At 47.0% G+C, this 26,360-nt stretch carries 27 protein-coding genes; 16 read left to right on the top strand and 11 right to left on the bottom strand.

Annotated elements, in window-relative coordinates; genetic code table 11:
- Positions 1 to 22: 22 nt before the first annotated feature.
- The 4 genes from ABEA66_RS09135 to ABEA66_RS09120 form a co-directional block, all read right to left on the bottom strand.
- The gene (locus tag ABEA66_RS09135) at positions 23 to 676 is read right to left on the bottom strand and encodes a DJ-1/PfpI family protein (protein WP_345587309.1); all 654 of its coding nucleotides are present in this window, start codon (positions 674 to 676) and stop codon (positions 23 to 25) included.
- Positions 677 to 1,783: a winged helix DNA-binding domain-containing protein gene (locus ABEA66_RS09130; RefSeq protein ID WP_345587308.1), complete on the bottom strand. Its 1,107-nt coding sequence runs from the start codon at positions 1,781 to 1,783 to the stop codon at positions 677 to 679.
- Complete coding sequence (locus ABEA66_RS09125) at positions 1,783 to 2,916, bottom strand: epoxide hydrolase family protein (RefSeq protein WP_345587392.1); 1,134 nt, start codon at positions 2,914 to 2,916, stop codon at positions 1,783 to 1,785. The genes ABEA66_RS09130 and ABEA66_RS09125 overlap by 1 nt, the downstream gene beginning before the upstream one ends.
- 99 nt (positions 2,917 to 3,015) lie before the next feature.
- A complete protein-coding gene (locus ABEA66_RS09120; RefSeq protein ID WP_345587307.1) occupies positions 3,016 to 3,831 on the bottom strand; it encodes a DUF6597 domain-containing transcriptional factor in 816 nt (271 codons plus the stop codon).
- Between ABEA66_RS09120 and ABEA66_RS09115 the strand changes: the two genes are divergently transcribed.
- Both ABEA66_RS09115 and ABEA66_RS09110 read left to right on the top strand, forming a co-directional pair.
- On the top strand, positions 3,825 to 4,079 hold the full coding sequence (locus ABEA66_RS09115; protein ID WP_345587306.1) for a hypothetical protein: 255 nt from the start codon (positions 3,825 to 3,827) through the stop codon (positions 4,077 to 4,079). The genes ABEA66_RS09120 and ABEA66_RS09115 overlap by 7 nt on opposite strands.
- Positions 4,080 to 4,154: 75 nt before the next feature.
- Positions 4,155 to 6,431: a helicase C-terminal domain-containing protein gene (locus ABEA66_RS09110; RefSeq protein WP_345587305.1), complete on the top strand. Its 2,277-nt coding sequence runs from the start codon at positions 4,155 to 4,157 to the stop codon at positions 6,429 to 6,431.
- A gap of 142 nt (positions 6,432 to 6,573) precedes the next feature.
- Here ABEA66_RS09110 and ABEA66_RS09105 read toward each other — a convergent pair whose 3' ends face one another.
- From ABEA66_RS09105 to ABEA66_RS09085, 5 genes are all read right to left on the bottom strand, one after another.
- The gene (locus tag ABEA66_RS09105; protein WP_345587304.1) at positions 6,574 to 7,419 is read right to left on the bottom strand and encodes an immunoglobulin-like domain-containing protein; all 846 of its coding nucleotides are present in this window, start codon (positions 7,417 to 7,419) and stop codon (positions 6,574 to 6,576) included.
- Positions 7,420 to 7,579: 160 nt separating this feature from the next.
- Entirely contained in the window at positions 7,580 to 8,200 is a 621-nt protein-coding gene (locus tag ABEA66_RS09100; RefSeq protein ID WP_345587303.1) for a class I SAM-dependent methyltransferase, read from the bottom strand.
- Positions 8,201 to 8,233: 33 nt separating this feature from the next.
- Positions 8,234 to 8,929 carry a DUF4386 domain-containing protein gene (locus ABEA66_RS09095; RefSeq protein ID WP_345587302.1) on the bottom strand — a complete coding sequence of 232 codons (696 nt, stop codon included), beginning with the start codon at positions 8,927 to 8,929 and terminating at the stop codon, positions 8,234 to 8,236.
- Positions 8,930 to 9,580: 651 nt separating this feature from the next.
- Positions 9,581 to 10,360, bottom strand: coding sequence for an aminoglycoside nucleotidyltransferase ANT(9) (gene ant(9) / locus ABEA66_RS09090; RefSeq protein WP_345587301.1), 780 nt, complete (start codon positions 10,358 to 10,360; stop codon positions 9,581 to 9,583).
- A 118-nt stretch (positions 10,361 to 10,478) separates the two neighbouring features.
- Positions 10,479 to 10,907: a MarR family winged helix-turn-helix transcriptional regulator gene (locus tag ABEA66_RS09085; protein WP_079912023.1), complete on the bottom strand. Its 429-nt coding sequence runs from the start codon at positions 10,905 to 10,907 to the stop codon at positions 10,479 to 10,481.
- A gap of 157 nt (positions 10,908 to 11,064) precedes the next feature.
- Here ABEA66_RS09085 and ABEA66_RS09080 point away from each other — a divergent pair, with 157 nt between their 5' ends.
- From ABEA66_RS09080 to ABEA66_RS09065, 4 genes are all read left to right on the top strand, one after another.
- The gene (locus ABEA66_RS09080; RefSeq protein WP_345587300.1) at positions 11,065 to 12,375 is read left to right on the top strand and encodes an amidohydrolase family protein; all 1,311 of its coding nucleotides are present in this window, start codon (positions 11,065 to 11,067) and stop codon (positions 12,373 to 12,375) included.
- A gap of 402 nt (positions 12,376 to 12,777) precedes the next feature.
- Positions 12,778 to 14,202, top strand: coding sequence for a hypothetical protein (locus ABEA66_RS09075; protein WP_345587299.1), 1,425 nt, complete (start codon positions 12,778 to 12,780; stop codon positions 14,200 to 14,202).
- Positions 14,203 to 14,260: 58 nt separating this feature from the next.
- On the top strand, positions 14,261 to 14,926 hold the full coding sequence (locus ABEA66_RS09070) for an MFS transporter (protein WP_345587298.1): 666 nt from the start codon (positions 14,261 to 14,263) through the stop codon (positions 14,924 to 14,926).
- 41 nt (positions 14,927 to 14,967) lie between these two features.
- Positions 14,968 to 15,486 carry an MFS transporter gene (locus ABEA66_RS09065; protein ID WP_345587297.1) on the top strand — a complete coding sequence of 173 codons (519 nt, stop codon included), beginning with the start codon at positions 14,968 to 14,970 and terminating at the stop codon, positions 15,484 to 15,486.
- A gap of 56 nt (positions 15,487 to 15,542) precedes the next feature.
- Here ABEA66_RS09065 and ABEA66_RS09060 read toward each other — a convergent pair whose 3' ends face one another.
- The gene (locus tag ABEA66_RS09060) at positions 15,543 to 15,905 is read right to left on the bottom strand and encodes a winged helix-turn-helix transcriptional regulator (protein WP_345587296.1); all 363 of its coding nucleotides are present in this window, start codon (positions 15,903 to 15,905) and stop codon (positions 15,543 to 15,545) included.
- A 162-nt stretch (positions 15,906 to 16,067) separates the two neighbouring features.
- Here ABEA66_RS09060 and ABEA66_RS09055 point away from each other — a divergent pair, with 162 nt between their 5' ends.
- Complete coding sequence (locus ABEA66_RS09055; protein ID WP_345587295.1) at positions 16,068 to 16,694, top strand: TetR/AcrR family transcriptional regulator; 627 nt, start codon at positions 16,068 to 16,070, stop codon at positions 16,692 to 16,694.
- Here ABEA66_RS09055 and ABEA66_RS09050 read toward each other — a convergent pair.
- Positions 16,670 to 17,254: a hypothetical protein gene (locus ABEA66_RS09050; RefSeq protein WP_345587294.1), complete on the bottom strand. Its 585-nt coding sequence runs from the start codon at positions 17,252 to 17,254 to the stop codon at positions 16,670 to 16,672. The two genes, ABEA66_RS09055 and ABEA66_RS09050, sit on opposite strands and share 25 nt — an antisense overlap.
- A 176-nt stretch (positions 17,255 to 17,430) precedes the next feature.
- On the opposite strand from ABEA66_RS09050, the gene ABEA66_RS09045 reads away from it, so the two are divergent.
- The 9 genes from ABEA66_RS09045 to ABEA66_RS09005 all read left to right on the top strand — a co-directional run bounded on the left by ABEA66_RS09045 (position 17,431) and on the right by ABEA66_RS09005 (position 26,354).
- Positions 17,431 to 18,627: an NAD(P)/FAD-dependent oxidoreductase gene (locus ABEA66_RS09045; protein WP_079912029.1), complete on the top strand. Its 1,197-nt coding sequence runs from the start codon at positions 17,431 to 17,433 to the stop codon at positions 18,625 to 18,627.
- Between the two features lie 38 nt (positions 18,628 to 18,665).
- Complete coding sequence (gene sigJ / locus ABEA66_RS09040) at positions 18,666 to 19,529, top strand: RNA polymerase sigma factor SigJ (protein ID WP_345587293.1); 864 nt, start codon at positions 18,666 to 18,668, stop codon at positions 19,527 to 19,529.
- A 211-nt stretch (positions 19,530 to 19,740) separates the two neighbouring features.
- Positions 19,741 to 20,103 (top strand): hypothetical protein, encoded by a 363-nt coding sequence (locus ABEA66_RS09035; RefSeq protein ID WP_345587292.1) that lies wholly within the window; start codon positions 19,741 to 19,743, stop codon positions 20,101 to 20,103.
- A gap of 181 nt (positions 20,104 to 20,284) precedes the next feature.
- Positions 20,285 to 20,737, top strand: coding sequence for a hypothetical protein (locus ABEA66_RS09030; protein ID WP_345587291.1), 453 nt, complete (start codon positions 20,285 to 20,287; stop codon positions 20,735 to 20,737).
- A 133-nt stretch (positions 20,738 to 20,870) separates the two neighbouring features.
- Positions 20,871 to 21,527: a DUF4085 domain-containing protein gene (locus ABEA66_RS09025; protein ID WP_345587290.1), complete on the top strand. Its 657-nt coding sequence runs from the start codon at positions 20,871 to 20,873 to the stop codon at positions 21,525 to 21,527.
- 146 nt (positions 21,528 to 21,673) lie between these two features.
- Positions 21,674 to 22,288, top strand: coding sequence for a hypothetical protein (locus ABEA66_RS09020; RefSeq protein ID WP_345587289.1), 615 nt, complete (start codon positions 21,674 to 21,676; stop codon positions 22,286 to 22,288).
- Positions 22,289 to 22,396: 108 nt separating this feature from the next.
- A complete protein-coding gene (locus ABEA66_RS09015) occupies positions 22,397 to 24,247 on the top strand; it encodes a cyclic nucleotide-binding domain-containing protein (protein ID WP_345587288.1) in 1,851 nt (616 codons plus the stop codon).
- Between the two features lie 220 nt (positions 24,248 to 24,467).
- Positions 24,468 to 26,057, top strand: a complete 1,590-nt coding sequence (locus ABEA66_RS09010) for a hypothetical protein (protein ID WP_345587287.1) — start codon at positions 24,468 to 24,470, stop codon at positions 26,055 to 26,057.
- A gap of 54 nt (positions 26,058 to 26,111) precedes the next feature.
- Complete coding sequence (locus tag ABEA66_RS09005) at positions 26,112 to 26,354, top strand: hypothetical protein (protein WP_079912037.1); 243 nt, start codon at positions 26,112 to 26,114, stop codon at positions 26,352 to 26,354.
- Positions 26,355 to 26,360 lie beyond the last annotated feature (6 nt).

Here is a 26,360-nt window from a genome sequence, read left to right as displayed (position 1 = left end):
CGTCTTAGTCACCCTCTTCAAGTTATGAATTACTCTCCTGCAGCGTCTCCATCATCGCATAAAAATATTTAGGATCGCCAGAAGTGAAGTAGTTATACCAAGCTTCTAACGTCTCTTCCGCAAACAGGTCCAGCAGCGCGATAACCTCGCGCGCTAATTCTAGTGCGCCGGCTGAACCGGTTGTGATCAGATTGCTATCGGTCACGATTTTCTCGTCTTTATATCGAGCAGCGCCTTTGTACGAGGGGCTGAATAAATTCAAATACTCCAGACTATTGCTCGTATGCTGACGGTCATCTAGCAACCCGGCATCCCCAAGCGCAAGTGTCGCCCCGCATATGGCTGCAACGTTGCCACCGGCGTTCAGCAGTTGTTTTGCTTTTTCGATAATTGGCCCATTTATGGGATCTTTCCAATTGTCAGCACCCGGCAAAAGCAATATCGCCGATGTTTCATGAGTGATCTCATCTACTGTCAGTTCCGGCACGATTGTCAACCCGCCCTTTGTCGTGATAGGACGGTTGGAAGCTCCGACTGTTCGTACGGGAAGGCGACTCCCGCGATGTTTGAAATATTGACCGGAGTTGAGCTCTGCAGTAACCAAGCCAAGCTCCCAGTCCGCCATCGTATCCAGTACATAAACATAAGCGTATTTCATAACTTCCTCCTTGGTCATCTATGATTCCACCAGTTGAAAGGATGTTGTTGCTAGAGGCAGTCCTATAAACTTGCAATATCGCCCGGCAGCCTCGATTACGCGCTCTTCTCTCTCCTTTAGAGGTGCGAATAGATGAAATTCGATGTCGATCCCTTTACTCTTAATGGTTCGTTTCCATAGGCCGGAGATTTGGCCGTCAATAACGATGGTAGGCATGAATACGCCGTTATTGCCCGGGACAACATGGCGGGCATGCGCGGCGTTTAATACCGTACTCCGGTCTTTGAAGCCAAGCAAATATTCATCAAATCCCGGAAGCAGATAAACACTCGGTTCTTCATCCATTACGAATGCCGGGGCGTTATCGGTTGTCCAATATTCCTGCCCGCCGATTTTCTCCGACACCAGCCGGGATTGCGCAGCTTCTACGCCTTGTCTTGCGTCAGAGAGTGTGATCCCAGCCCACCAGGCTAAATCTTGTACGGTTGCCGGCCCATGACTCGCAAAATATCGTTCCGCAAGCAAGGCGAGCGCTTCGCTCCGGGATAACTCCTTGGCGGCAGGCACCCACTCATCTAGCAAAACAATGGTTTGCTGCTTGCCTTCCCTCGGCCCGAGACAAATGTGGCCGCTCTGCGCAAGATACCATAGAAGGTGATAGCCTCGCTGGTTTTTCGTGTGAAATCCGTTATCTTCCAGCAATTGCATAAGATCGGGACGAGATATCCGCTTGTTCCCTTGCAGGGCATCATAAATGATCTGCCTGCAGCGCTCGATGATCTCCTGATTAAGCTCCAATTGAGCCTGTCTTCGCCCATCCTGTGCCAAAATACGCGGAGCCAAATGTTGGAGCATCCATCTTAAGTTCTCCGGATGCACGCAATGAATCGTACCGCGCATCGGCCAAGTCAGAACAATCTTACGATCCTCGATGGATTGCTCAATATCCGCCACAGTAGCAGATTGCGTACGCATTCCAACAGCCCACAGGGCCTGATGATAATCTTGCGCCTGCAGGGCGCCGAGGTGCTGGACAACATGTTCGCAATTGTCCATCTTCCTGCCAGCTATGAGCAGATTGTGCATACGTCGATAGGAAATGCTTCGTTCCCTCATGGATTCCATTATGAGCTTCCTCCCGAATCAGAATAATGTATAGGGATAAATCGTATCAGTTCATTGGCCAGCAGTTCGGGTTCTTCCAGCGCTGCAAAATGACCGCCACGGGGCATTTTGTTATAGCTTCTCACATGTACCGAACGTTCAGCCCAGCTTGCGGGGAACTGGATTTCGCGCGGGAAGAGCACGATACTTGCCGGTACGCTTCGTGTCGCTGTGATCAGCGGAGCGTTATCTTCATTCGCTTGATTGGCCATTACAATTAGCCGATACATGCGTGCGGCAGATCCGGCCGTCTCGGTCAGCCAATAGATCATGATATTCGTGAGTAGTTCGTCCCTTCCGCCGAATGCATCATCTACGGTCTTGTCGCCAGCTCCCGAACGGATCATGCTGACGATCCAAGATGCCAAGCCAACCGGCGAATCGTTAAGTGAATAGGCAAGCGTTTGCGGTTTGGTAGCTTGCAGCTTCAGATAGGCGCCTTCTGACTGAACCCAGGCCTGGGTGTCTAACATAAACTGCCGATCGGCAGGGGACATTTCAGTACTATCCTCTTTTCCGGTTGGATAACCAGCGTCCGTCAACAAGATCGCTTTCACAACGTCGGAGTGATGTATGGATAGCATGGTCACGATGCCAGTGCCGATATCCCCGCCGCAAGCCGCGAAGCCCTCGTATCCAAGTGTTTCTGTCATCAGCTTGGCAAACAGGTGGGCGACTCGCTTCGGTGCTGTGGTTTTTCGATCCGAAAATCCAAAACCGGGAATCGAAGGCACGACAAGATCGAAGGAGTCGGATAACAGAGGGATCATCTTGTGAAATCGGTAGAAGCTGTCGGGCCAGCCATGAACGAGCAATAGCGGCACCGCATTTGGATTTTTGCTTTTGACATGCACGAAATGAAGGTTCGTACCCTCTATAACCGTCTTGTATTGCGGTAAGGCATTTAATCTGGCTTCATGAATACGCCAGTCATACTGCGTTCGCCAATAATCGATTAATTCCTTCATATAACCGAGATCTGCACCCATACACCAGCCTTCGCCGGCCGCTTCGTCGGGCCACCGTGTATGATCCAGCCGCGTATTCAAGTCTTCAAGATCTGATTGCGGAACATTGATTTTAAATGGAGTAATAATAGCTGATCTCCCCTTTCCATCTACAGAATGTAATAGCTGCTTTCTGCATTGTAAGGGAACGAAGGAGACACTGTATTGTATATTTTTTCCCGAGATCTAGTCCGTGAGTGGAATGTGATTGGGGTGCAGGCTTTCTATAGCGCGATACTCGGTCGGATTGAGGCCGGAAAAGGACTGAAATTCTTTAATGAAATGGGACTGGTCATAATAATCGCAAGACATGGCAAGATCGGCCCAATCGATATCATTGCTCTGTCTGATTAGACGTACCGCCTTTTGAAACCGCATTAAACGACTAAACCTTTTGGGTGTTAGTCCCACTTCATCCTTGAAAATTTGAATGAATCGTTTGGCGCTCATGTTAACCTGTTCAACCATGTTCGTAATGGATTCGGTGTATTGCGGCTGCTGAAAGGAGGCAATCGCAAACTGAACGGCTGAATGCGATGGCCTTGACCAATCGCTTCGTAACAGAAAGTATTTTTCAAGGATACGAAATCGATCCTCTACCGTGTTGGAATAAAGCAGCTCATCGCGCAGATCTGCAGCCGCTATCCCCCATAAATCATCCAACGAGACATGCGTATCCTTTAACGCAATAGAAGGCAGCTTTAGAAGCGGCCTAGCACCGCCGGGCTTGATATGTACGCCAATCATGGACCGTTCGCTTGAAGAATCCGTTATATAATAATCGGTGTGAGGCCCGCTAATCACGGAAGCTGCTAGTGTCGTCTCGCTGTCATATCGATTGTGTATACGGGTTTTACGATCATACAGATCAATGACGAGATCGATCGAGCCGTCCGGTAGGGTGAGCCTTCTCGAGTGCGGCGGATTTTTTCCTGTATAGGACCAGAAGTATGCGATGAAGGAAGACAAAGGAGGCCGGGGGAAATAGGTCTGAAATGGCATTGCTGTTCAGTCCTTTCTGTCTCATTGTTTCTTCCGTTCCATTATACCAGATCGTTGTAAGATCCCATAAAAGAATGCCGCACAGCGAGTGCGAGCAGCGCAATGATCGAGATCAAGAGGTTGCAGGTATTCTCACAGCCGCGGTAGCCATATCGAATGTGCTTGTAGGAGTCAATGCTTCCCAGCTGCCGATGAAGGGGCACATTGCTGCCCGGAAGTTCGGAGAATCCGATTATCATAACCATTAGTAGGAACATTTGTTTGCATTCGGTACAAAACATGGTATGCTAATGTGTAAATTAACATGATTTCGGGTGAGAGCAATGCTACCGATTATTCGCATTTCCGTACGTGCACTGGTCGAATACGCGTTTCGCAGAGGCAGTCTGGAGTCAGGCTTTCATGCAGCACCTACGTTCTCAGAAGGGACGCTTGCGCATCAGAAGCTGCAAAAGACGTATGGAGATTCGGACCTCAAGGAAGTACCGCTGCAGCAGGAAATCGAATGCGGGGACTTGCGTTTTCGGCTGGAAGGGCGCTGCGATGGCATCCGATTCCCGGAGAACGAGCTTGTCACCATTGAGGAAATTAAGTCCACCGTGCAGGATATAAAACGTATTGAGGAACACGCGCATCCCGAGCATTGGGCGCAGGCACAATGTTATGCGTATATGTATGCCGTGAAGGAAGGCTTATTGAAGCTGGGCGTGCAATTGACCTATGTACAGCTGGATACTGACGAACAAATTCATTTTCGGAAGGAGCAGACGACCGAGGAACTGGAAGGTCTAGTGCTCGGAATGCTGCAGGTATACACACCATATGCAAGATGGATGGCTAAGCACGAACAGGAACGAAACGAGAGCGCGCGGAGCCTGCCCTTTCCTTATCCGGCCTACCGGGAAGGGCAGCGTAAGTTGGCCGGTGCTGTGTATACGGCGATCGCCGAAGGGAAAGATTTATTCGCAAGAGCTCCGACCGGAACCGGCAAAACGATCTCAACCTTGTTCCCGGCCGTTAAAGCGATCGGGCAAGGGCATCTTCAACGGATCTTCTACATAACGGCCAAAACGATAACCCGGACTGCGGCGGAGCATGCGATGCGCGCTATGGCGGATGCTGGCTTACGGATGAAGACCGTCACCCTGACGGCGAAGGAAAAAGTATGCTTCAAGGATGAGGTGCGCTGCTCGAAGGAGTACTGTGAATACGCAGATGGCTTCTATGACCGGGTTAACGGTGCGATGCTGGACATGCTGGAGCATGAGGCATTGATGGATCGCGAGGTGATCGAACACTATGCACGCAAACACCGGATATGTCCGTTCGAGCTGTCAATAGAAGCAGCCTACGCAGCGGATGCGGTCATCTGTGACTATAATTATGTGTTTGATCCGCGTGTGTCGTTGAAGCGGTTGCTGAAGGAGCAGCGCAAGCAAACTGCTCTATTGGTGGACGAAGCGCATAATTTGGTCGACCGGGCAGGGGACATGTTTTCTGCGGAGCTAGTAAAATCCGGTTTTCTCCATCTTCAGCGGGAAAGCAAGGGCAAGCAACGAGAGCTTGCCCAGGCGGCGAAGGCCTTGAATGAAATATTCATCGAACTGCGCAAGAAGGTGGGGGAGCGGAAGCATTCGCTGCTTGATGGCCCGCCGCAAAGCTTGCTTGAACGGTTAGAGTCGTTCACCGAAGCAGCCGAGCAGACGCTTGTTGCAGGCGGGGAAGAAGATCTGACGATTTTGAAGGATGTTTATTTCGCGGTACAAAGCTTCCTTCGAATCGCGAAGTTGGCGGACGAACGGTTCGTCACCTATGCCGAAGTCGAGCGCAGCGAGGTCAGAGTCAAGCTGCTATGCCTGGATCCGTCCCAACTGCTGCGACATATGAGCAATGGCTATCAGGCCAAAATTTTTTTCTCGGCAACGCTGTCCCCATTCGGCTTCTACATGGATGTGCTCGGTGCGGGGGAGGACGATTATACGTTTGCGATTCCATCCCCCTTCTCGAAGGACCAATGGGAGGTGAGCATCGTGGCGTTATCGACGCGATACCGGGACCGTGAAAGCTCGATGGCTAGACTGGGATCACTGCTTCGCGAGCAAATCGGCAGGTGTAATGGTTGCTACATGGTCTTTTTTCCCTCGTTTGAATATTTGAAGGCCGGAGTGGCCGCGTATAAAGCGGAAATGCCGGACGCTGATATCCTTGTTCAGACCCATACGATGTCGGAAGAGGACCGGGAGCGGTTTCTGGACGCGTTCCAGGCGGGAAGGGAGCGAACGTTAGTCGGTTTTGCCGTATTGGGAGGCATATTTTCGGAGGGGATCGATCTTCAAGGGGACCGACTGACCGGTGTCATTATTGTTGGTGTGGGACTACCACAAATCGGACTGGAACGTGATCTGATGAAAAACTATTACAACAGAACAGGACGGGACGGCTTTGATTACGCCTATGTTTTTCCGGGCATGAACAAGGTGCTGCAAGCGGGCGGCAGGCTGATTCGATCGGAGCAGGATCGTGGTTCTCTCGTGCTTGTCGATGATCGGTATTTACAGCCCAAATACATGCAACTGCTTCCTGAGGAGTGGCGTGTTTAATTGGAAAAATCGGGATATGGTGTAGTTAGTTCAATAGCAAAGTTCGAATTGATCGGTAGCCTCATTAAGCTTTTGGGCAGGATAACGTTACATCTAGTGAACGAAAACGTATAGATGTTAATGAAAACATTAATTGGATTCGTTAACGATTTGGAAAATGCTCGGGTGAAACCACTTCGAAGTCCGCTGTCAAAGCCTCTTTAGTATCGTGTATATCCATGATGGAGACTTCTTTGATAATTCGGTATTTTCCTGGCTCCAGATCGTTGACAGTCACTTTCTGTTCATATGTTTTTCCCGGTTCCAATCCTATGCCCTCTAATGTGAATGCTCTTCGATTAGGCACGTCTTCCCATACCGACTGATTATATTTTTGAAATTTATAAGGTTTTCCAAGCATAATGACGGTTGGGCCGTAATTGCTAATGTTCAATGTAACGATGTCTAGATTCGTATACTGCATCTTATCCAAAGTCATTGCCGAATTTATTTCCAATATAGGAGCATACACGACCGACAATAGCGTATCCTCTACCTCATTATTTTGACCCAGTACTTCTGCGCTGAGCAAATATATCGCATCCTGCTCCTCTGGCAGCCTGTTTGAGTAACTGGCTGGGACTGCTACGTCCACTGAATCGATTTTTTCATCCAAGACGGAGAGAGGTTTGAGGTTATTGTCCAGCTTGGACAATCGAAAGCGGATGTTCCTATCGGGGATAGAGGCTGCCAGTTTCACCGAAACATCGCTGCCGGCCTTCATATATCCTCCTGACATTGAGAAACCGATCTGTCCACCTTTGTTACTCAAAAACCACTTGCCTGTCTCGGGACCGTACCCCGTTTTGACATTCAAATCCTCATTGTACATAGGAGATAGTATAAACGATTGGCCCGCTGGCTGTTCGAGCTCAATTTGTTGCGTTTGGGAATTATCGGTATTTATCAATAGAGAACACAGGATTATTAGTAAAAGAGCATGGTACACGATTTTCCTCCCCCCTCATAGTTAGACTCAGTCAAACGAAAAAAGTTCCATGAAATGGAAGGGACCGAAAAGATTTTAAACTACTCAAAATACTTTATGAAACATTAGAAAGGTAAGTTACGGCGAAATATTTGGCAAAACGGCTGCAAAGGCTCCTTTATCAAAACTTCCTAGCAACAATGAGATATTCTTGAGAACTTTTCTTCAAGCAATCCGTTTCGACAATTGAAAAATTCCCTTTCTCAATTGTATCGACTAAATTGCGTATTTTAAATGATCTTATAATCGGTATTAAACCAACTCTACCTGCAATGTATAACAAGTTTCTTAGAAATATCTTTTCTCCCACGCATGGTGTTGCAGAAATTAATAATCCTCCTGGTTTCAACAGTTCATTCATTCTTTGTAGAACGATACATTCATCTTCCAATAAATGCAGAACATGAAAGGCCAAGATGACATCAAATGATCCTTTCTTATACCTTTCATCAAAAATGGTTGCGTGAGCATAGTTTATATTTGTGATGTTTCGTTCTTTTGCCTTTTTCTCGGCAATTGCGATCATATTAGAAGATATATCAATCGCATGAATTTCTTTCACGTCTTCGCCAATATCATTGGATATTAATCCAGTTCCACAGCCGTAATCCAACACCACGTTGCTTATTTTGAGATGCGTTTTCGTTCGTTGTATGATTTGGAGGTAAGTTTGTTCATCCTTCATCTCGATTTGATCATATTGACTTGCGGTTCTGTCCCAAAAACGTTCTGATTTATTCATTTCCGTTTCACCTTCTTTTCTAGAGCGCTCATCTTAAAGGAATTCTGAATCCTGTTCCACCCGGTTGAATCCTTTAATGATTAGCCATATAGCCAAAACCAATTGTTGAAAGGCTATTGGAATGTTCAACATCATGTAGGTTGCATCCAGACCGATGAAGCGAATCATAAATAGTAAGCTTGCCAATATGGACAATATAGACCCGACAAGACCTAAAACGGACAACCAACGTGGAACGATTTTTGTTTGGTAAAATATGCAGTTAAACAAGAACATAGCCAAAACAAATGCCAGTGTCGTTGCCACATGGTTCACCAAATCACGTACTTCCCGTAACAATTCACCCAGGATCTGAAAATACGAACCATTCAGAGCTCCAACTTTTGCAAATTCGTGGCTTAATGTCAGTAGCAACAGAAGAGTGATTACACCCATAATAATAAACACACCCGCAATGATGCCGAAAGCAACAGATCCAAGAGCTAAATCTTTATGATGCTTACTTAAAATCGGATACATCAATATAGGAATACCAACATAGGCAACAACCATTAACAATTGGAAAAAGGCTCCTATTAGCACCTGATTTTCATTTGTAGAAGCCTTGACAAGGTAGTCTGCTCCATCTATAACAGGAACAACACTAAATATACCTGTAACCAACCCGGCTATTAATAACACCCCAGAAATTATTGCAGACCTTCTACCTGAATTTGTACTATTCTTCAACTTAATTAACCTCCTTTTCTATAATATTATAATTGAGCGATATGCCCCAGTAGAACAATTTCATGAGTAGCTAGGATTGCATGACACCTATAAGGTTATAACAAACAAAAAACCGCTGAATTAAATGAAAGCCTGGGTAGCTATATGTTTGTCATATGAGGAATGGAGGGTTGTATCCGCATGGTGTTCTCCGAATTGACTGAAGATGGAATAGAAGAAGAACTTGCTGAAAAAATTGAGGACCTGTTAACAAGGATCGATTAAGCTATATACTAGCTTGCTGAATGGGATGAAATGTATGTTATAATGGCGCAAAGGTATTTGTGTTGCTAGGTCTTCAATGTGCAAAATGTTACGTACGATAAAGGATTATTTATTTTTCATTCAAAAGACGGTGACCTAATTCAAGGGACATTGGATGAAATAGTCTCTGCGATGCACTATGTAGGTACTCACTCTAGTACAGTGACTGAGGATGAGATTGAAATGTCTTTTTACTCAATACGTCCTGTTTAATTTATTGAAGTAACGTTCAATCAAACAGCGGCAATCTAGATGTGTGATCCGGGCAACCTCCGGGAGTGCTTTTTATAAATGCATTCCGATCTTCTTCTTATTTTCACATGTTTTTCAGTCTTTCAAAGCCTGCCGTTAAAAATAAGACTCTATAGAGTTTTTTATATGATTAACGAGTGCAGTTACCTCGCTTTCCAGTCCTCCCCAATGATCAACATACTCTCCGCGATAAGCCTTTTTTGCTATGTTGAGTAAAGTCGCATGCTCTTTTGGCAGCTGAGGTATAGCCCATTCTGCAGCTATATCCTTTGATGAGATTTCACCAACAGCCACTGTCAGCCACATTCGGGCAAGGGTTAAAATTACGTTTCGCTCGTCGCCCTTGGTGCTCTCAATTAATCCTGGCAAAGATTCTATAATTGCCCTTCGAATATGTGTCATCGGCACGGGTTCAAGTAGATCAGAAGCATCAGGACCAAAAAGAGAAACGCTATTTTTTCTCACTTGTGCTAAAACAATAGCCAAATCAGGGTTAGAAGTTGGTCCCTGAATTTGTCCATTCTCAAACTCATCCCTGAGCCACTCGCCATAGATATATTCGTGTTTTGGCGGAAATCGCCAGGGGACAACTTCTTCATGAATTACTACCGTGACTTCAAGTGGTCGCACAGAATCAGCATTTCCTACCTTTCCGGATATAGACAGGAGTCTGTCTGTTAGTTTTCTGCGACTTACTTCAGTCAAACTTTGATTTACAACCACGAGGACATCTACATCGCTATTAATGCGTAAGCCACTGGTTACTGCAGAACCAAATAGATATACCCCGACTATTGCACTGCCAAGCAGCTCCTCTACAACGTTAAATGCTTGGATCGCTTCCTTCGGTATTTTTTCTTTATTAAAGTCACTCATCAGCTACAACTCCCCTTGTCTACCGAACAATTTGACTTGCCTTCGTTCTATTCATCCTGATTACATAGCCTAATGAAACAAGGAACTCCAGCGATCGTCCAGGAGATTACAACCGCAGTTATAAGCGTTCATTAATTCGGATCAACAATTCCTTTAAGGTCTGCTTCTCCTCTTCGGTAAGGACTTGAACGATCTCGTCCTCCACCTTTTGGAAGGAGTCATAGAAGTCTTCAATCAATTCAACGGCTTTTGGTAAAACATAAATATTTTTTTGCCGTTCATTATTGGCTGGAACTTTACGCTCGATAAATCCTTTTTGCTCAAGAACTTGAAGTATGCTTGTAATGCTTGCCCCACGCAGATGAAACCGATCGGCAAGATCCCTTTGAATTAATTCAGTTTCTTGATTCTCGTAGATATAGCCAATTATTTTTCCTTGTTGAGCGTTTAATCCTAACTCTTTTATGCTATCGTCCGCTTTTTTCTTTAACTTAAGGCCAATAATCTGAAACAAGTCCAGATAAGGCGTATCCTTGCGAGGCTTCATGATCGTACCTCCCCATATTGTTAGAAATCTAACTGTAAGTAAATAAACTATACAGGGATCCAAATTTTGTATCAAACAAAAGTTAGTTTTTTTACAGTTAGAAATCTAACAGTTATAATCCTAATTCTTTATCAACAAACACTTGGGAGGAATTCAAATGGAGAAGGCAGCTCAAAATGATGTGTTAGAACAAGTTACGGCCATTACAAATGTACGTATCTTTGATGGAAATCAAGTGATTACGCCGAGATATGTTGTCATTAAAGGGGAGTACATTATTTCAGTGGGCAGAGACCTTCCGGCTGATGCAACGATTATCGATGGTGAAAATGCGACTCTGATGCCTGGTCTAATTGACGCACATGTCCATACCTCAATCGGAGGATTACGAGATGCCTTAAAATTTGGCGTTACAACAGAACTAGAAATGAACGGCGATTTTACTAAAAGAGGGCGCGAGATTCAGTTGAAAAATGTGAATGACGTCGCTGACGTCCGTTCTGCTGGCACAGCGATCACCGCTCCGGGCGGACACCCAGATGAATTGCTGCCAGATGGAGCTGAAATACCGGAATTCGTATTAAAGGAACTAGAGAAGTTATCGGAGGAAGACCGGGAAGCGATGCTGGCTGCATATGCTCACGATCACGAAGAAATACCTCAAGTGACCACGGTGGAAGAAGCGATTAAGCATGTGCATACTCAAGTGGAAAATGGAGCCGACTATATTAAGATTATGATTGAAGAAGGAACGGTTATGGGTGCACCCGGCCTGCCTGTACTAAGCGACGAGATTCTGAAAGCTGCCGTGACGGAAGCCCACAAGTTCAGTAAGCTGGTCATCGCCCACGTCTTGACGGCTCGTTCATCGCAAGAAGCCATCGATTTGGGAGTCGACGGTTTGGGCCACTTGTTTACCGACAGGCCTGAGTACACGTCGGAGTTAGTGCAATCCATAGCCGATTCTGGCGCGTTTGTTATACCGTGCTTGGTGTTGAACTCGTCCATTCTTGGGAGCCCTGCATCACAATTGGCGAATGACCCGCGTGTTCATTCCAAATTAAGTCCCGAATGGATCGATATTTTGAACTCTAGCTTCAATACTTACCCGCAAGGAAAAATGGAAAATAGCTTTACAAATGTGATGGATCTTCGCAGAGCCGGAGTGGATATCCTGGTCGGGACGGATGTTGCCCCCGTTCCCGTTCCGAATCTTGGCGGCCTTGCTCATGGAGCCAGCGTGCATCATGAATTGCAATTACTGGTTTCGGCCGGATTCACTCCGATAGAAGCGCTTCAGTCAGCTACCTCGAAACCGGCCCGGCGGTTCGGTCTTCATGATCGTGGCCGTATTGCCGAGGGTGCGCGCGCTGACCTGGTACTTGTCGATGGGGATCCGACAACTAACATCTCGGATACACTCTCTATTAAAGCCGTATGGTTCAAAGGTGTGCAAAGACGAATTTAATCCTTTTTACCCGTGAAGGGGAGCAAAGAAAATCCCCCTGTAAAGAGACATGTTCCTTATAGAGGCCAGCTGCACGATACGTTCATCAGCTCGTAGGCTGTCTCATTCAAGGTATGGGCTACTTCGGCACTCGTACGATATGTAATTATAAAATGGAGAAGGAAATATGTATGACAAAGGTTCGTGGCGTTAAACGTCACGGGCCTTTGTCTTTTTCCACCGATGATCCCCACAATCCCAGTATCTAAATGTATCCTACCTTACAAAAATAATCGGATCATACAAAAAAGTGCGTACTACTCAAGGGTAGGGGATTCTGATAACCTAACATACAGAACGATCGATCCATATTTCGCAGAGCGGTACGGTCGTTTAAAAAAATCATAGGTGAGGTGTGAAGGTATGCAGGAATACCAAGTTACTTTGAAAGATAAGCGAATTGTATGGGGGAAGGCTATCGATATGGGGTCTCTAATCGGCAAATATCCTGGCGACTCCATCAGACAGGGGGTGAACGAGGCCTTGGATTGGAATCTGCCTGCCGGTGTATACCGGGCAAAAGAGGTCGTTATGGAGCTCGATAAGATGCTTGAGGCAATACTGATACAGCTTGGCGAACCGACGAACGGCGATCCGTCGGTGCTCTTGGACAGCCTTCAAGCCAATTTGGCGATTTCAGGACGTTTGTCATCTTTGCCACTGGGGCCTTTGGCTCTCGAGGATAAAGCTGGCGCCGAGATTACGGCGCAGGCGGTGCGCATCGGCGAGCAATTGGTAAGCTGGGCCAGGGAAATAAATTCCGAGAAAAACGCGCTCGCCAAGTATGGACCGGAAACGCTCGGAAAGTTGGAATTTCGCAGTCACTGTTATGGCCACCCCCTGATCCCGGAAGCCATCGCTCAGGTATGGGGTCCCTATGGCGGTCCAAAGATCATGCAGATTTATAATGAATATCTGCACCAATTCGTTCTGCTGCGGGATGCCTTGCTTCCGTTTGCCAATTGGGAGGAAGTTCCGTTTGAAGTCAAGGAACACGCGGGCTTCAAAGGACTGCGTTTTCTGGAGCCGGCCCGGGAGATCTTTTTAACACAATTGCTCGGGAAAAAGTTGACGCACAAATCGATTATCCGATATGCGCAAAGTGTCGTCAGCTCCGGTTTGACTGATGCCGGTTACGGCTTCCAATATCATCTGGGGACCGTCTTGCCGGCGGGTCTCGGAGAGTCGGCCCGAACGGCGGCGCAGTATCTGCTGAAGTGGCACCCTGTACAAACTATAGCGACAGATGGAACAGAAGATTTGACTGCTGTCTCCTTCGATTATGAATATGAAGATTATTATGCCGCTCCGCGCAACGAGGCGGGGAAGGGTACACCGTTGAACGAGAACGGGCTTCCTATTTCCGGGGAGCATTACGGTGAACCATCTATCGCTCGGTTGCTGCCAAATGCCGGTACAGATCGAACGACCCTGCGGTTCAACCTGGCAATGGCAGGCCGCGAGTTTACGGTAGATCTCGGTCAGCTTTTTAGGGGACATCGGTTTTTATATCGTCCGAATAGAAACGACAATGCCGATGCCGCATTGGCTAAACGAAATTCCGTTAGTTGGCACCAAGCGGCAGACATTCTCGCGCATTCTGGATTGGTGACGAATATAGATGGCATTCATTTTATTCCTAGCGGTGGAAATGAACTTGTATTATGGGCGTTACTAGGCAAACTGTATCCTGAAAATGTGGTTTTATTGGACAAAGGAGATAAAAAGGAGCTGGAAGCGGCTTATGTTTCCGGCAAAGGGTTCGGAACGCAATTTTTAGTGCTGTAAGTCCTAAAACCAAACGAGATTTACTGTCTATCCGGATAGGAGCAGGAGGAGATTTATATTGACTAGACAACACAAGCTGCTGACGTTTACTCTATTTTTATTGACTTTTGTCCTGGGAACCAGTGAATTTGTGATGGTCGGATTATTAACCGAAGTGGCTTCGGACATGAAGATCGCCATATCTGCCGCAGGCTCCCTGGTGTCTGCTTTTGCCCTGTCTTTTGCCATAGGTACTCCGATCTTCACGGCGTTATTCAGCCGATTCTCCAAGTATCCGCTCATCCTTATTTTGATCGGCGTATTTATTGTCGGGAATATGGTCACGGCGATGTCCGGGTCGTATGCTCTGCTTTTAGCTTCTAGAGTGGTCACGGCCGTGGTTACCGGCGTCTTGATTGCGCTTGCGATGGCTGTAGCCAGTGAAACGATGCCTCTGGAAAAAAGAGGACCGGTGATCTCCATCATCTTTACGGGTTTCACCGTAGCTAGTGTCCTAGGCGTCCCTCTTGGCACCTTCATCGGGCAATGGGGAGGGTGGCATATGTCTTATTGGTTTACTACGCTATTGGGAATCGTTTCATTGCTAGTGAGCCTTGTAACCATTCCCAGAAGACTGAAGGGGGCGCGAAGTTCACTCCAAAAGCAACTCCGATTATTCGCCTATCCCAGAGTTGTACTTGCTTGCTTTCTTTATCCCTGCGTTAAGCATTGCAGCAACGTATAGCGTCTATACGTATTTAGCCCCATTGCTCCAGGATGTGCTTTTTGTGCCCGGCACGGTATATCAGCCTCGTCTTTTTACTTTATGGTGTCGTGTCCATTTTCAGCACGCTAATCGGGGGGAAGCTGGCTGCCGGTGGCGGGATGGGAACAATTCGCTATGTATTCCTGGCTCAGGCCGTTATTCTCGCGTCACTATACGTATCTTCCCGCTCGCTTGTCGGAGGACTTGTCAGCATCTCATTTATAGCTCTCGTTGTTTACCTTATGAACTCGACGATGCAGTTGTACTTCATTGATTGGGCCGATCGGCATGTTCCAGAGGCCAGAGATTTGGCTGCGTCCTTAACCTCCGTATCCATTAATGTCGGGATTGCCATGGGATCCGCTTTGGGAGGGTTTGTCACGACGAACATGGAGCTTAATGATCTTTCCTGGTCGGGGGGAATTGTGGCTGTTTTGGCATCCGTGCTGGCTTCGATCAACTATCGTTTAGATCGACGAACTCGCAGGACATCTAAAGAGGAGCACGAGCTGCGCAGCCAATACGAAGGAAGCCTGTGATCGCGGAATATAAGGTTAAGAGGTACTCATCCTGGGTACCTCTTAAAGGTTTCATATTAGGCATGCTTATGATCGGAATACGATACTTCATCGGGAAAGCTGTCGATATAGGTGCTGCCAAAATCGCATAACATCGTGAGCATGGGAACCAATTGTTCGCCCAGCTCGGACAAGCGATATTCCACTCTTGGCGGCGAAACCGGATAAACCTTGCGGATAATGAGTCCGTCGCTTTCCAGCATTCTTAGTTTCATTGTAAGCATGCGTTGGGTCGCATTGGGTAGCAGCCGCTGCAGCTGATTAAACCGTACCGGACCTTTAGACAATTCATTTAATATGGATATTCTCCATTTACCGCTGACTAAGTCAAGTACAATTTCCGAGGTACAGCGATATGGTTTGTCTCTAAAGATTATCATCTGTCCACACATCCTTTGCAAAAGATTTGAGCAAAAACCGAGATTAGCAGTTAAGCCGAGTTTAATTATAGATCGATCATTCTATATGTTAAGCTTACCCACGCTCCCTTGTCAACGAATTATGGATCGATTATTATAAAATTAATGAAGGGAGATCATCTTATGCCACGAACGGGACGTCCACGCGCATTTAATCGCGACGAGGCGGTTGCGACCGCCATGCTGCTTTTCTGGGAACACGGCTTTGAATCCACCTCAGTGGCTCAGTTGCGGGTGGCGATGGGGGATATATCGGCCGCGAGCTTTTACGCGGCGTTTGAATCCAAGGAAGCGCTGTTCCGCGAAGCGGTGGATCGATATATATCTACTTATGGACATGTTTCGGAAACTTTCAGGGATACAAGCTTGACAGCTAAAGCAGCAATGGAACTGGGATTGCGGGAATCAGCACGGATGCAGACGGAGAACTCCCATCCTTTAGGTTGCCTGTTAGTGTTGTCTGCCGTAAATTGTTCGCCTGAGCAACAACATATCCGCGACCTGCTGTCCAAGGAAAGAGAGAGGGTCCGGGGTTGGATAAAAGAATGTATAGAACGAGCCGTAGGTAACGGGGAGCTGCCCGAATCTACGGATATCTCCGTGATGGTTATGTTATTTGAAACATTTCTACGAGGAATTTCCACTCAAGCCCGGGACGGTGTTCCTTACGAGGTCTTTGAAGCTGCGATTACTCAACTGATGAGAGTATGGGATGCAGTATCTATTTATGGCATTGAAGGAACGTCTTGAACGTTTTTATCATTAAAGAAAAGGGGATCTACTGAAGGAGAATTCCAGTATCCAAGTATGAAATGGCCATCCCCACTGACAGTAAACATAAACCATTGCTTCCCTTTCCAGAAGGGCGATTCATCATTTGATTTATAGCGTGCCTCGACATTCGCCACGATTCCAACGGTATACTGATCAATTACTTTAATGATATCCGTTGCACTTATTTTAATGACACAACTACCTGGCATAATTTCACTTGCCGGAGTGTCTACAGAAGAAAATTTGTCCCCTCCTTGTTTAAGATCGTTTTTATTGAATGCATAAACATAGTCGTCTAATAAAGAAACTAATTCCCTGGTAACGGGGTTAAGCTGATTACGTTTATCATTTGTCATCACTTCCGCATTGACCGGAACATGATTAGTGTAAGCTCTAAACTTTACTTCGGATCCAACTTCAGTTTTATTGGTGCTTTGCATCTCTGGAGTTGCTTTTTTTATATGAGTGCTGGTAGATTCTTTGCAACCTGACATACTTAGAAGCATTCCAAGTAATACAAACAGTATCTTCCACATACTTTTCCTCCATTGAAGTGTGTCGTAAAAGTTAGACGGTCTAGAGCTAATAAAGTTACCATGATAGGTTGTGTAAAAGACGAATCCATGCATGATTTTTTATTCGTTCGTTTCCGATGTCACAAATCAGAGGCTTACGTTGTTATATGTGCAAAACGTTAAGGAGCTGAGGAAAGATGAACGATTTGACATGCGTAATCGTCGGTGGCGGCCATGTTGGGCTTCATTCGCTCAAAGCAATAAAGGAAGAGACCCGGGGCATGACGAACGGACGGCAGATCCGGTTTGTTCTGATCGACAAGCAGCCCGGTCATTTGCGTAAAATGCTGTTGTTTCGGCCAGCCGTGTGCCAGGAAGAGATTATGATCCCCTGGACGCACTATTCGTTCTCGGAAGGTGTCGAATTCGTGCAAGGGAAGGTTACGTCCGTGGATAGCGGGGGGAAACAGATTCGTTATGAGGATGCGCAAGGAAATCAGGTCCTCATGCGGTTTGACCTATTGGTCGTATCGGTCGGCAGCATCGTTCAGCAGCCGGAACCCGATCGGGGCGGCATTGCCCTGACCGACCCGCAAGCCGCGATAGACATCCAGGAGCGTTGGCGCGCCAACCTGCGGAAAGCTGCTGCTGAGACGAACCCTGAGGAACGAAAGCGGCTGATGACGGTTGCAGTTGCAGGAGCAGGCATCAGTGGCGTTGAAACATCCTCCGAGCTGGCGCTTGAGATGCAGAAGGAAGCATCGTCGCTAGGACTGAACTCGTTCGATGTCTCTGTCTATCTGCTGAGTGGACAGAAACGATTGTTCCTGGAAGGCCCCGAAAATGTCGGAAAAAAATTGGATCAGTTCCTCGGCGAATGTGGCGTGAAAGTACTTTACAACCGCAAGGTGATACATGCGGAAGCAGGAGCGGTGAAGCTCAGTAACGGCGATCGTCTGCCGGTTGGCCTATGTATATGGACAATTGGTCTGATCCCGAATCCAGCTCTTCGAAGCATGGGCTTGCCGCTTACTCCCGAAGGTCAAGTGCTGGTGGATGAGTGCTATCGCGTCAAAGGGGCGCCTGGCGTATACAGCATCGGCGATTGTGCGAGAATCGTCGACCCGACAACCGGCAAGGCAGATCTGATGAGGGCAGGAGAAGGTGTGCTTCAAGCAGATAGACTGGGGAAAATCGTAATGGCCGATCTGGAGGGCCGCCCGGCCCCGGTTCACAAATCCGCCAGCTCGATACTGGATTTCTTCTGCATCGGATTGGGGGAGAACCGCGGTTTTGTATGGGCACGCAAATGGGGACTTAATTTCATCATGACGGGAAAGCTGGGATGGAAAATCAGGAAGCTGGCATGGGATAAAGGCAGTATGTTACGATAACTACTAGCTACCATTATCAGGAAAAGGTGAGTCGGCGTATGGAGGAACTGTACGATCAATATAGAGCACTGCTGTTCACGCTGGCATATCAGTTGACAGGCTCTGCAGCAGACGCGGAAGATGCGGTGCAGGACGTGTTTGTTAAGGCGTGTGACGTACATCCCGAACGTCTGGAGGAGCCGAAGGCGTATTTGTGCAAAATGGTAACGAATCACTGTCTCAATCTGCAGAAGTCGGCACGAAAAAAGAGAGAGATGTACGTCGGTCCGTGGCTCCCTGAACCGGTTCGGACGCCGGAGACGGACCCGCTCGAGACAACGGTCGTCCGCCGCGATCTGCTGTCATACGCGATGCTCGTGCTGCTCGAGCGGCTGACGCCGACAGAGCGGACTGTTTTCGTCCTGCGTGAGGCGTTGGGCTTCGATTATCCCGAAATAGCGGGACTGCTCGGTAAGCAAGAGGCGAACTGTCGAAAGCTGTTGAGCCGGGCAAGAAGCAAAATGGGCATATCCGAGGAGGAGCCGGTTTCGGCTGAAGCGGTCGAATTGGAATGGGTCAGCCGGTTTCTCACCTCCCTCGAGCAAGGGAACGTCGATCATGTGATGTCGTTGTTAACCGAAGACGTCATGTTCATTGCCGATGGAGGCGGGAAAGCAACTGCGTTCAGGTATCCGGTACAAACGTGCGATCAAGTGGCCCGAGTCTTGCTCGATGGAGTCAGGAGCTTAAAGTCCTATTTTCAGGGCGATTTTCACTTCGAGCTCACCCCTCTGAACGGTGAGACCAGTATTGTTATCCGGTCGAGGGGGGAAACCGTGGCCGCTTTATTCATGCAACTCCGCCGAGGAAAGATTGCCAGAATGTATGCCGTTCGAAACCCAGATAAGCTTGCCCGGATTTAGGTAATAACAATTATGAATAGGTTGTCGAGAATGAAAGACCTTTCATGGAAACAAAACATTGTTGAACGGGTGCAATAGCGCAATACATGACAAAGCTGCCGCATGAACGGCAGCTTTGTTGCGTAGGTTTAGTTCAATACTTTTTCCATTTTGCAATTTTGTGTAATACGTCTTCTTAAATAAGTCATTTAAGATGGGAGTTGAACCTATTTTGAAAAAGTTCATTTTAGGTCTAATCTGCGGCATTGCTTTAACTGCAGCAGCAACAGTATATGCAACAGATACCATTCAAACGGGTAGGCAGGTTAACACAGAGTATCAAAAGCTTTTCCTATTGCTGTTGGTCGACCAATTAGATAACAACATAAACACCAAGCGGATTGAATTTTGGTCAAATAAGGAGAATGCTCTTGCATACGTATCAGGGAATTATGAAAAAGATGGAGTCGAAGGCTGGTCGGGAATGAACTCCCGGTTTGGACTATTACTCAGGGATGGCGATAAGGTTTCGCTCTCACATATTTTAAGTGTACATGAACGTGATGTAATATCTATTGGAAAATATCAAGAGTGAACTTAGAAAGGTAAATAGTAATAAATACAGTTAATTCCTATTCATGATAGTTTTTCCTGAGCTTAGATCCAGCCATAAACTGGACTTGGATCGAGCTGTAAATCAATCTCGGGACGGTTACGGAACATATCCTCTTCAAAGTAAGATGAGATACATAAAAAAACTTGAGAGGAATGTTTCTATGGATAACGCGAGGAAAGTTCCACAGGAGGTTAAGAAGTCATTTCTTTTTTGGCTCGTTGCTATTGCTGCGGGAGTGTTTGAGATGGTTATCGCTGTAACCGAACTGTTATCTAGAGACTCTGGGCCAGGAAATAGTCTATTCATCGCAGTTGGGATCCGAACGATAATTTTTGCCGCTCTGATTTACATCATTGTGAAGATGTACCGCGGGAGAAACTGGGCACGTATAGTCTTAGCAGTACTTCTTGGCGGGATCGGAACTCTATCCTTGCTTATTGATCCAGTCAAGTGGATTTTGGAAGGGAATTCGCTTGAAAAAGCCCTCGACGGAATGACATTATATTCTATTCTGTTCGGGATAAGCCGAATGGTTCATCTGGCCTCGGTAATCATTGCGTTCATTCTCATGTTTCGGCCGGCTGCTAATAAATATTATCGAGCGGCGGCTTAATTCGTTGGGACATTGGTCTTATTTCATTCTCAATGTACGATATAGAGATGCAGCTGCGATATGCTGCGGGCGGTTTAGTGCAAACCAACATAGGACATAAACCGTGCAGTGAGTGATCAACTAGGAGGAACTAATGAAATTTTTCACTAAAGAGTGGTATGAAGAAGCGCAAATAAGAAGCTTTTTGACTTTTTATGAAACGAAGGAAGAATGGGAAGATAACATCGCCTGGTATGAATCTGAAGGTTTGGACTTCAAAGAAATTTGTAAGAACAACTTGGAGTATAAAAGAGCTGATTTACTCAAATACCTCCCGGCATTCTTTCACCCCTATATTCAAGACGGAACGTTAAATTCACAATTTCCTTCTGAAGAGCTTAGAAAAATGGCCGATCAATGGCGATCGGAGTATGATGAGCGAACGAAAGCAAATGGGATGACCTATCGGAGCTACTATGACTCCATAAAAAGTTCACTCCCTGAAAGCGTTATTCAGATGTTTGAAAAGTCCTTACACGATGCGCGAGTAACTTCGATTGAGATGCCTTTGAAGGACATCTTTACCCTGACATTGGATTGTAGAGGCGGCTATCATTATTTAACTGATGTCAAGTTAACCTTTACGGGAGTGGAGAAGCTACAGCCTAAAAACTTGAGCCTAGGCAGTATTTGGCTTTATGATGAGGTTTATCTTACAAAAACAGGATTTGAACTTCATGTGTTATTGGATGGTCCTTTGATGGAATTCACGATATCAGCTGAAAACGTTACTATTGACGTTATTTTGTAATTTATGGCTATAAACCGAACCCACCTATCCTTCTTGCCGTCTTACGCAGCCCTCGCCTATTTTTGCAGTATGTGGTGCACTTAACAGACTTAAGGGGAGCTTCAGAGATATAATCAAACCAGTGAGGCGAGTGGGGGGAATCAAGGATGAATAAGAAAATGGCATTATCTATTGTAGGAACCTTCGTGATCGGGATTGTGGGCGGCGTAGGATTAATGATGAACGACTCGGCATACAGCTCGGTAAAGGCAGCGGTCGGCGGTCAAGCAACTCAGAATGCTATCGGGTCCATCACTCCAGGAACGGTTACGACTCAAGTTTCCAATCCCGATTTAGAGACTGTATTACTGCAGGTTCAAACGGATAAAAGCAAGCAATTGGATGAGCAGATGAAAGCGCAAATGGAATTAATACAAAAAGTAAATAACGAAATTGCCAAATTGAATGAGAGCTTAAGCAAACTAAAATCGAGCCGCCCGCAAAAATCGGGTGACAGTGTGACATTAGATGCAGATTTGCAGAAAAAATTAACCGAGAACGGTATCTCGGTACCGTCATCGAATAAATGGACTCAAGCCGATGTAGACCGCGCGTTGGAATCACTTCGCAGTAAAATCGACAGCTTAAACAGCGCCCAGCAAATGGATATGCTCCGCTTGCAAAGTCTGACGAACAAGAGAAACGAAGCCTTTGATGCCATGAGCAATTTCATTAAAAAAATGGCTGAACAACGCGGCAACATTGTCGGAAATATGAGATAATGAAGCAGTACGGGAACCTGTCCTCGGCAGGTTTCTTTTTTTTCGACATCAGAATGTTTAAATTCAATACAGTGCTAAAGATATATATGAGAAAGGCTGGAAATCGGAATGTCCTTCGATATCTTGGGCTTCTTAAGGAACCATACGCTGCTGCACGGGGTCCCGGAGACGGAGCTTGAGAATGCAGCATCCACCATGGAAACGGTCTGCTTCTCCGATGGGGAGTGGCTGATGCGCGAAGCTGAGGAGGGCAACGACTGCTATTTTGTACTGGATGGAAAAGTGCAGGTTCATACCCGCAGCCTTATTGGACAACAAGTCATGTTGGCGGAGCTCGGATATGGTGCCTTGATCGGTGAGATCGCATTAATCCGCAATGAGAAGCGGACAGCCGACATTAAGGCTCTTGGTCAAGTTACAGCGCTTCGACTGGATCGCACAGCTTTTGAGAAGCTTGCCGAAGCAAGTCCTTTCTTCCATGAAAGCTTAATGTATGCGGCAGAGCTTCGCATGAAGCACGGCTTGCTGCGCAAAGCATCAATCTGGTCGTCCATTCCCGATTCCGAGCTGCGCGGATTAGCCGAAATTACAATGCGAAGGAATGTGGCGCAAGGGGAAGCCATTTTGCGGGAGGGCGATCCCAAGGGAAATTTTTATATGATAAGCGGCGGGCGATTCGAGATCACCTCGACTGGCCAACAACGCGCGGTCATGGAGACGGGAGATTTTTTTGGAGAAATCGCGCTGCTGGCGGAGCAGCCTCAATCAGTGACGGTCACCGCCATGGAAGACGGCGAGCTATTGGTTATGGGAAGCGCCGAATTTCAGGCAATCTGGCAGCATTATGCACCAGTGAGACGGCAATTTGCGGAGGTGATGCGAATCCGGCGTCCGGATCTCGCGATAGCTCCTTCTTTTGCGGCGGCAGAGGGAGATGAGATGGAATCGGGCATGGAACACGACCTGCTGACTGTGGAGAAAGCAGGCGCTAACCGATCGACCAGATGGATCGATCTGCTGTTTCTGCTTGGGGGTCTCTTTGCTGTCTGCACGGTCATGGCCGTCTGGCTGCACAACCAGCTATGGCAAATGGCGGCATTGCTGGCGGGCGGGCTGGTCGGGCCTGTAACTTACGTAGCCTATATTCGTAGCTCACAGCAGCTTGGATTGTCCAAAGTGCGTCTGGCATGGATATTCGTCTTGTCGGCGGCTGTTGCGGTGCCTCTTGCCTGGGTAGTGGAGCGGCAATGGCTCTTCGGTGTCGATAGGGCTGCTGGTGGCTTTACAGAGCTGAGCGTGCCTCTATCGGTAGCCTTGATTGAAGAAGGCGCAAAGCTGATCGTATGCGCGTTACTCCTCAGAGGAGGACGAATGCGGTTTCTGATGGACGCCGTCGTGATCGGGGCAGCAGCCGGGATGGGCTTTGCCGCCGTTGAAAGCATGGTTTACGGCTGGTCGTATCTGGAGCAGGGCTCGACCGGCGAGATGCTTGCGGTATTGTGGGTTAGAGCACTGCTCTCTCCGCTTGGGCACGGAACCTGGACGGCCATCGCCGCCACCGGGGTCTGGTACGTACTAAACAGGCGCCATGCTGTACAGAGGACGCGGTTCGTGCGCCGACGGCAAGGGCTGGCCGCAGCTCTCTTGTTGGTGGCTGTGGCACTTCATACATTATGGGACTTCCATTTCGTAGAAGGCTTATGGAGAGTGCTATCGATGGTTGCCGTCGGAGCGGGAGGATTGCTTCTTCTGTACGGACTCCTTCGTAAAGGAACGATGGAAGAAAGCTATGCCATTACGTCACTGAATCCGCTTCTACAGAATGAATTGCTGATTGAAGCCGCTGCGGCGGATGCTCCGAAAGCCAAGCCTCTTATTTGCGGAGGATGCAAAACGCAGTCACCTCCGGATGCCCGCTACTGTGCCCGCTGCGGCCAAGCACTTAGGAGACAATCCTGATTGAACGAAAACAGCGAAATATATAGCCAATAACCGTCCTTTTCATTGGGGCGGTTATTTTTTCTAAGTAAGAAAAACAATTATCACGGTCTTGGCTGCAGCTGCATGCGCAGCTTCCCTTAAAACAAGGTACATTTATGGGCCCCCTTGAATAAATTGATTTAGGCTTTAGCTTAGTGAACCTGAGGGCATCGAATCCACAACGAGAGGACTAGGATAGATGAGAAAGAAGAATGGGAACTTCAAACATAAATCAACACCAAAGTATATAAAGAATCATTCACAGGGCACGAATAAGAGAGTCTCGATATCCATTGTTAAGGGGCCGGACGTTCAATTAAGTACAGCAGTACTAGAAGCAGAGTCTTCGTCACCTACTATCAAGGAATCTGGCGCTCAACTAAGTGTAGCGGTAATGGAAGCGAGTCCTTCATTACTTCCTGTTGAAGAACCGGAAGCCCAGCTAAGTGTGGAGGAAGTAGAAGCAAATGCTGCATCGCTTCCTGTTGAAGAACCTGAAGCACAACTCAGTGTGGAGGAAGTAGAAGCAAGTGCTACATCGCTTCCTGTTGAGGAACCGGAAGCACGGATAAGTGTGGAGGAAGTAGAAGCAAGTGCTGCATCGCTTCCTGTTGAAGAACCGGAAGCACAGCTAAGAGTGGAGGAAGTAGAAGCAAATGCTGCATCACTTCCTGTTGAAGAACCGGAAGCATTGCTAAGTGTGGAGGAAGTAGAAGCAAATGCTGCATCGCTTCCTGTTGAAGAACCTGAAGCACAGCTAAGTGTGGATGAAGTGGAAGCAAGTGCTACATCGCTTCTTGTTGAGGAACCAGAAGCTCTGCTAAGTGTGGATGAAGTGGAAGCAAATGCGTCATTGCTTCTTGTTGAAGAACCTGAAGCACAGCTAAGTGCAGAGGAATTAGAAGCATATGCTAAATCGCTTCCTGTTGAGGAACCGGAAGCGCAGCTAAGTGTGGATGAAGTGGAAGCAAATGCGTCATTGCTTCTTGTTGAGGAACCGGAAGCACAGCTAAGTGTAGAAGAAGTAGAAGCAAATGCTAAATCGCTTCCTGTTGAGGAACCGGAAGCACAGCTAAGTGTAGAGGAAGTAGAAGCAAATGCGTCATTGCTTCCTGTTGAGGAACCGGAATCACAGATAAGTGCAGAGGAAGTAGAAGCAACTGCTACATCGCTTCCTGTTGAGGAACCGGAAGCGCAGATAAGTGCAGAGGAAGTAGAAGCAACTGCTACATCGCTTCTTGTTGAGGAACCAGAAGCTCTGCTAAGTGTAGAGGAAGTAGAAGCAACCGCTTCATTGCTTCCTGTTGAGGAACCGGAATCACAGATAAGTGCAGAGGAAGTAGAAGCAACTGCTACATCGCTTCTTGTTGAGGGACCAGAAGCACAGCTAAGTGTAGAGGAAGTAGAAGCAGATGCTTCATCACTTACTATCGAAGAACCAGACATCCAACCAACTGCAGAGGAAGTAGGAGCGAGTCCTTCATCCCTTCCTATTGAAGAACCGGATGATCCACTGCGCAATGAAGCCATAGATGAAACGCCTCCTTTATTCCATTATATTTATCAAACAAACACTCAGCTGCTTGAAGAAATGGCAGAGCTTCGCAAAGATATTCAGGTACTTAGGCAATTAGTTAATGAGGTTGAGGTCTTGCGTCATGATGTCAGAACGGAAATTACCCCCTCACTGGAATTATTAAAAAGGGAGTCTGACAATACAGCGGAACAAATGACAGCACATCAAAAAAAGATCGCCGAAATGGTGAAAATATTATATTGGAAGCCATAGAACCATCGTGCATCTTATTAAGTTACACCAGATTAAGCATGGGATGTGATTACGTTGCGAATCAAGTTCCAAACCGAGCTTGAAGTCAGTCCGAAGGCTATATTAAAAGATTGTCTTAAAATGGCTCCAGAAGACGAACTGCTTACTGAAATCAAAAGCATTGTTCTATTTTGGTCAGAGCAAAGGTTACGTGGAGACGGGGTTCCTGTCCCGGTTAGTACGCGAGAAATAAGAGATTATTTAGTCGAGAGAGGATTAATAATTGAGTTTGAAGACGAGGAAGAAAATGACGATTAATCCCTC

Source organism: Paenibacillus vulneris (assembly GCF_039543185.1).
GTDB classification, from domain to species: domain Bacteria; phylum Bacillota; class Bacilli; order Paenibacillales; family NBRC-103111; genus Paenibacillus_S; species Paenibacillus_S vulneris.
This window is presented reverse-complemented; position numbering and strand designations above follow the sequence as displayed.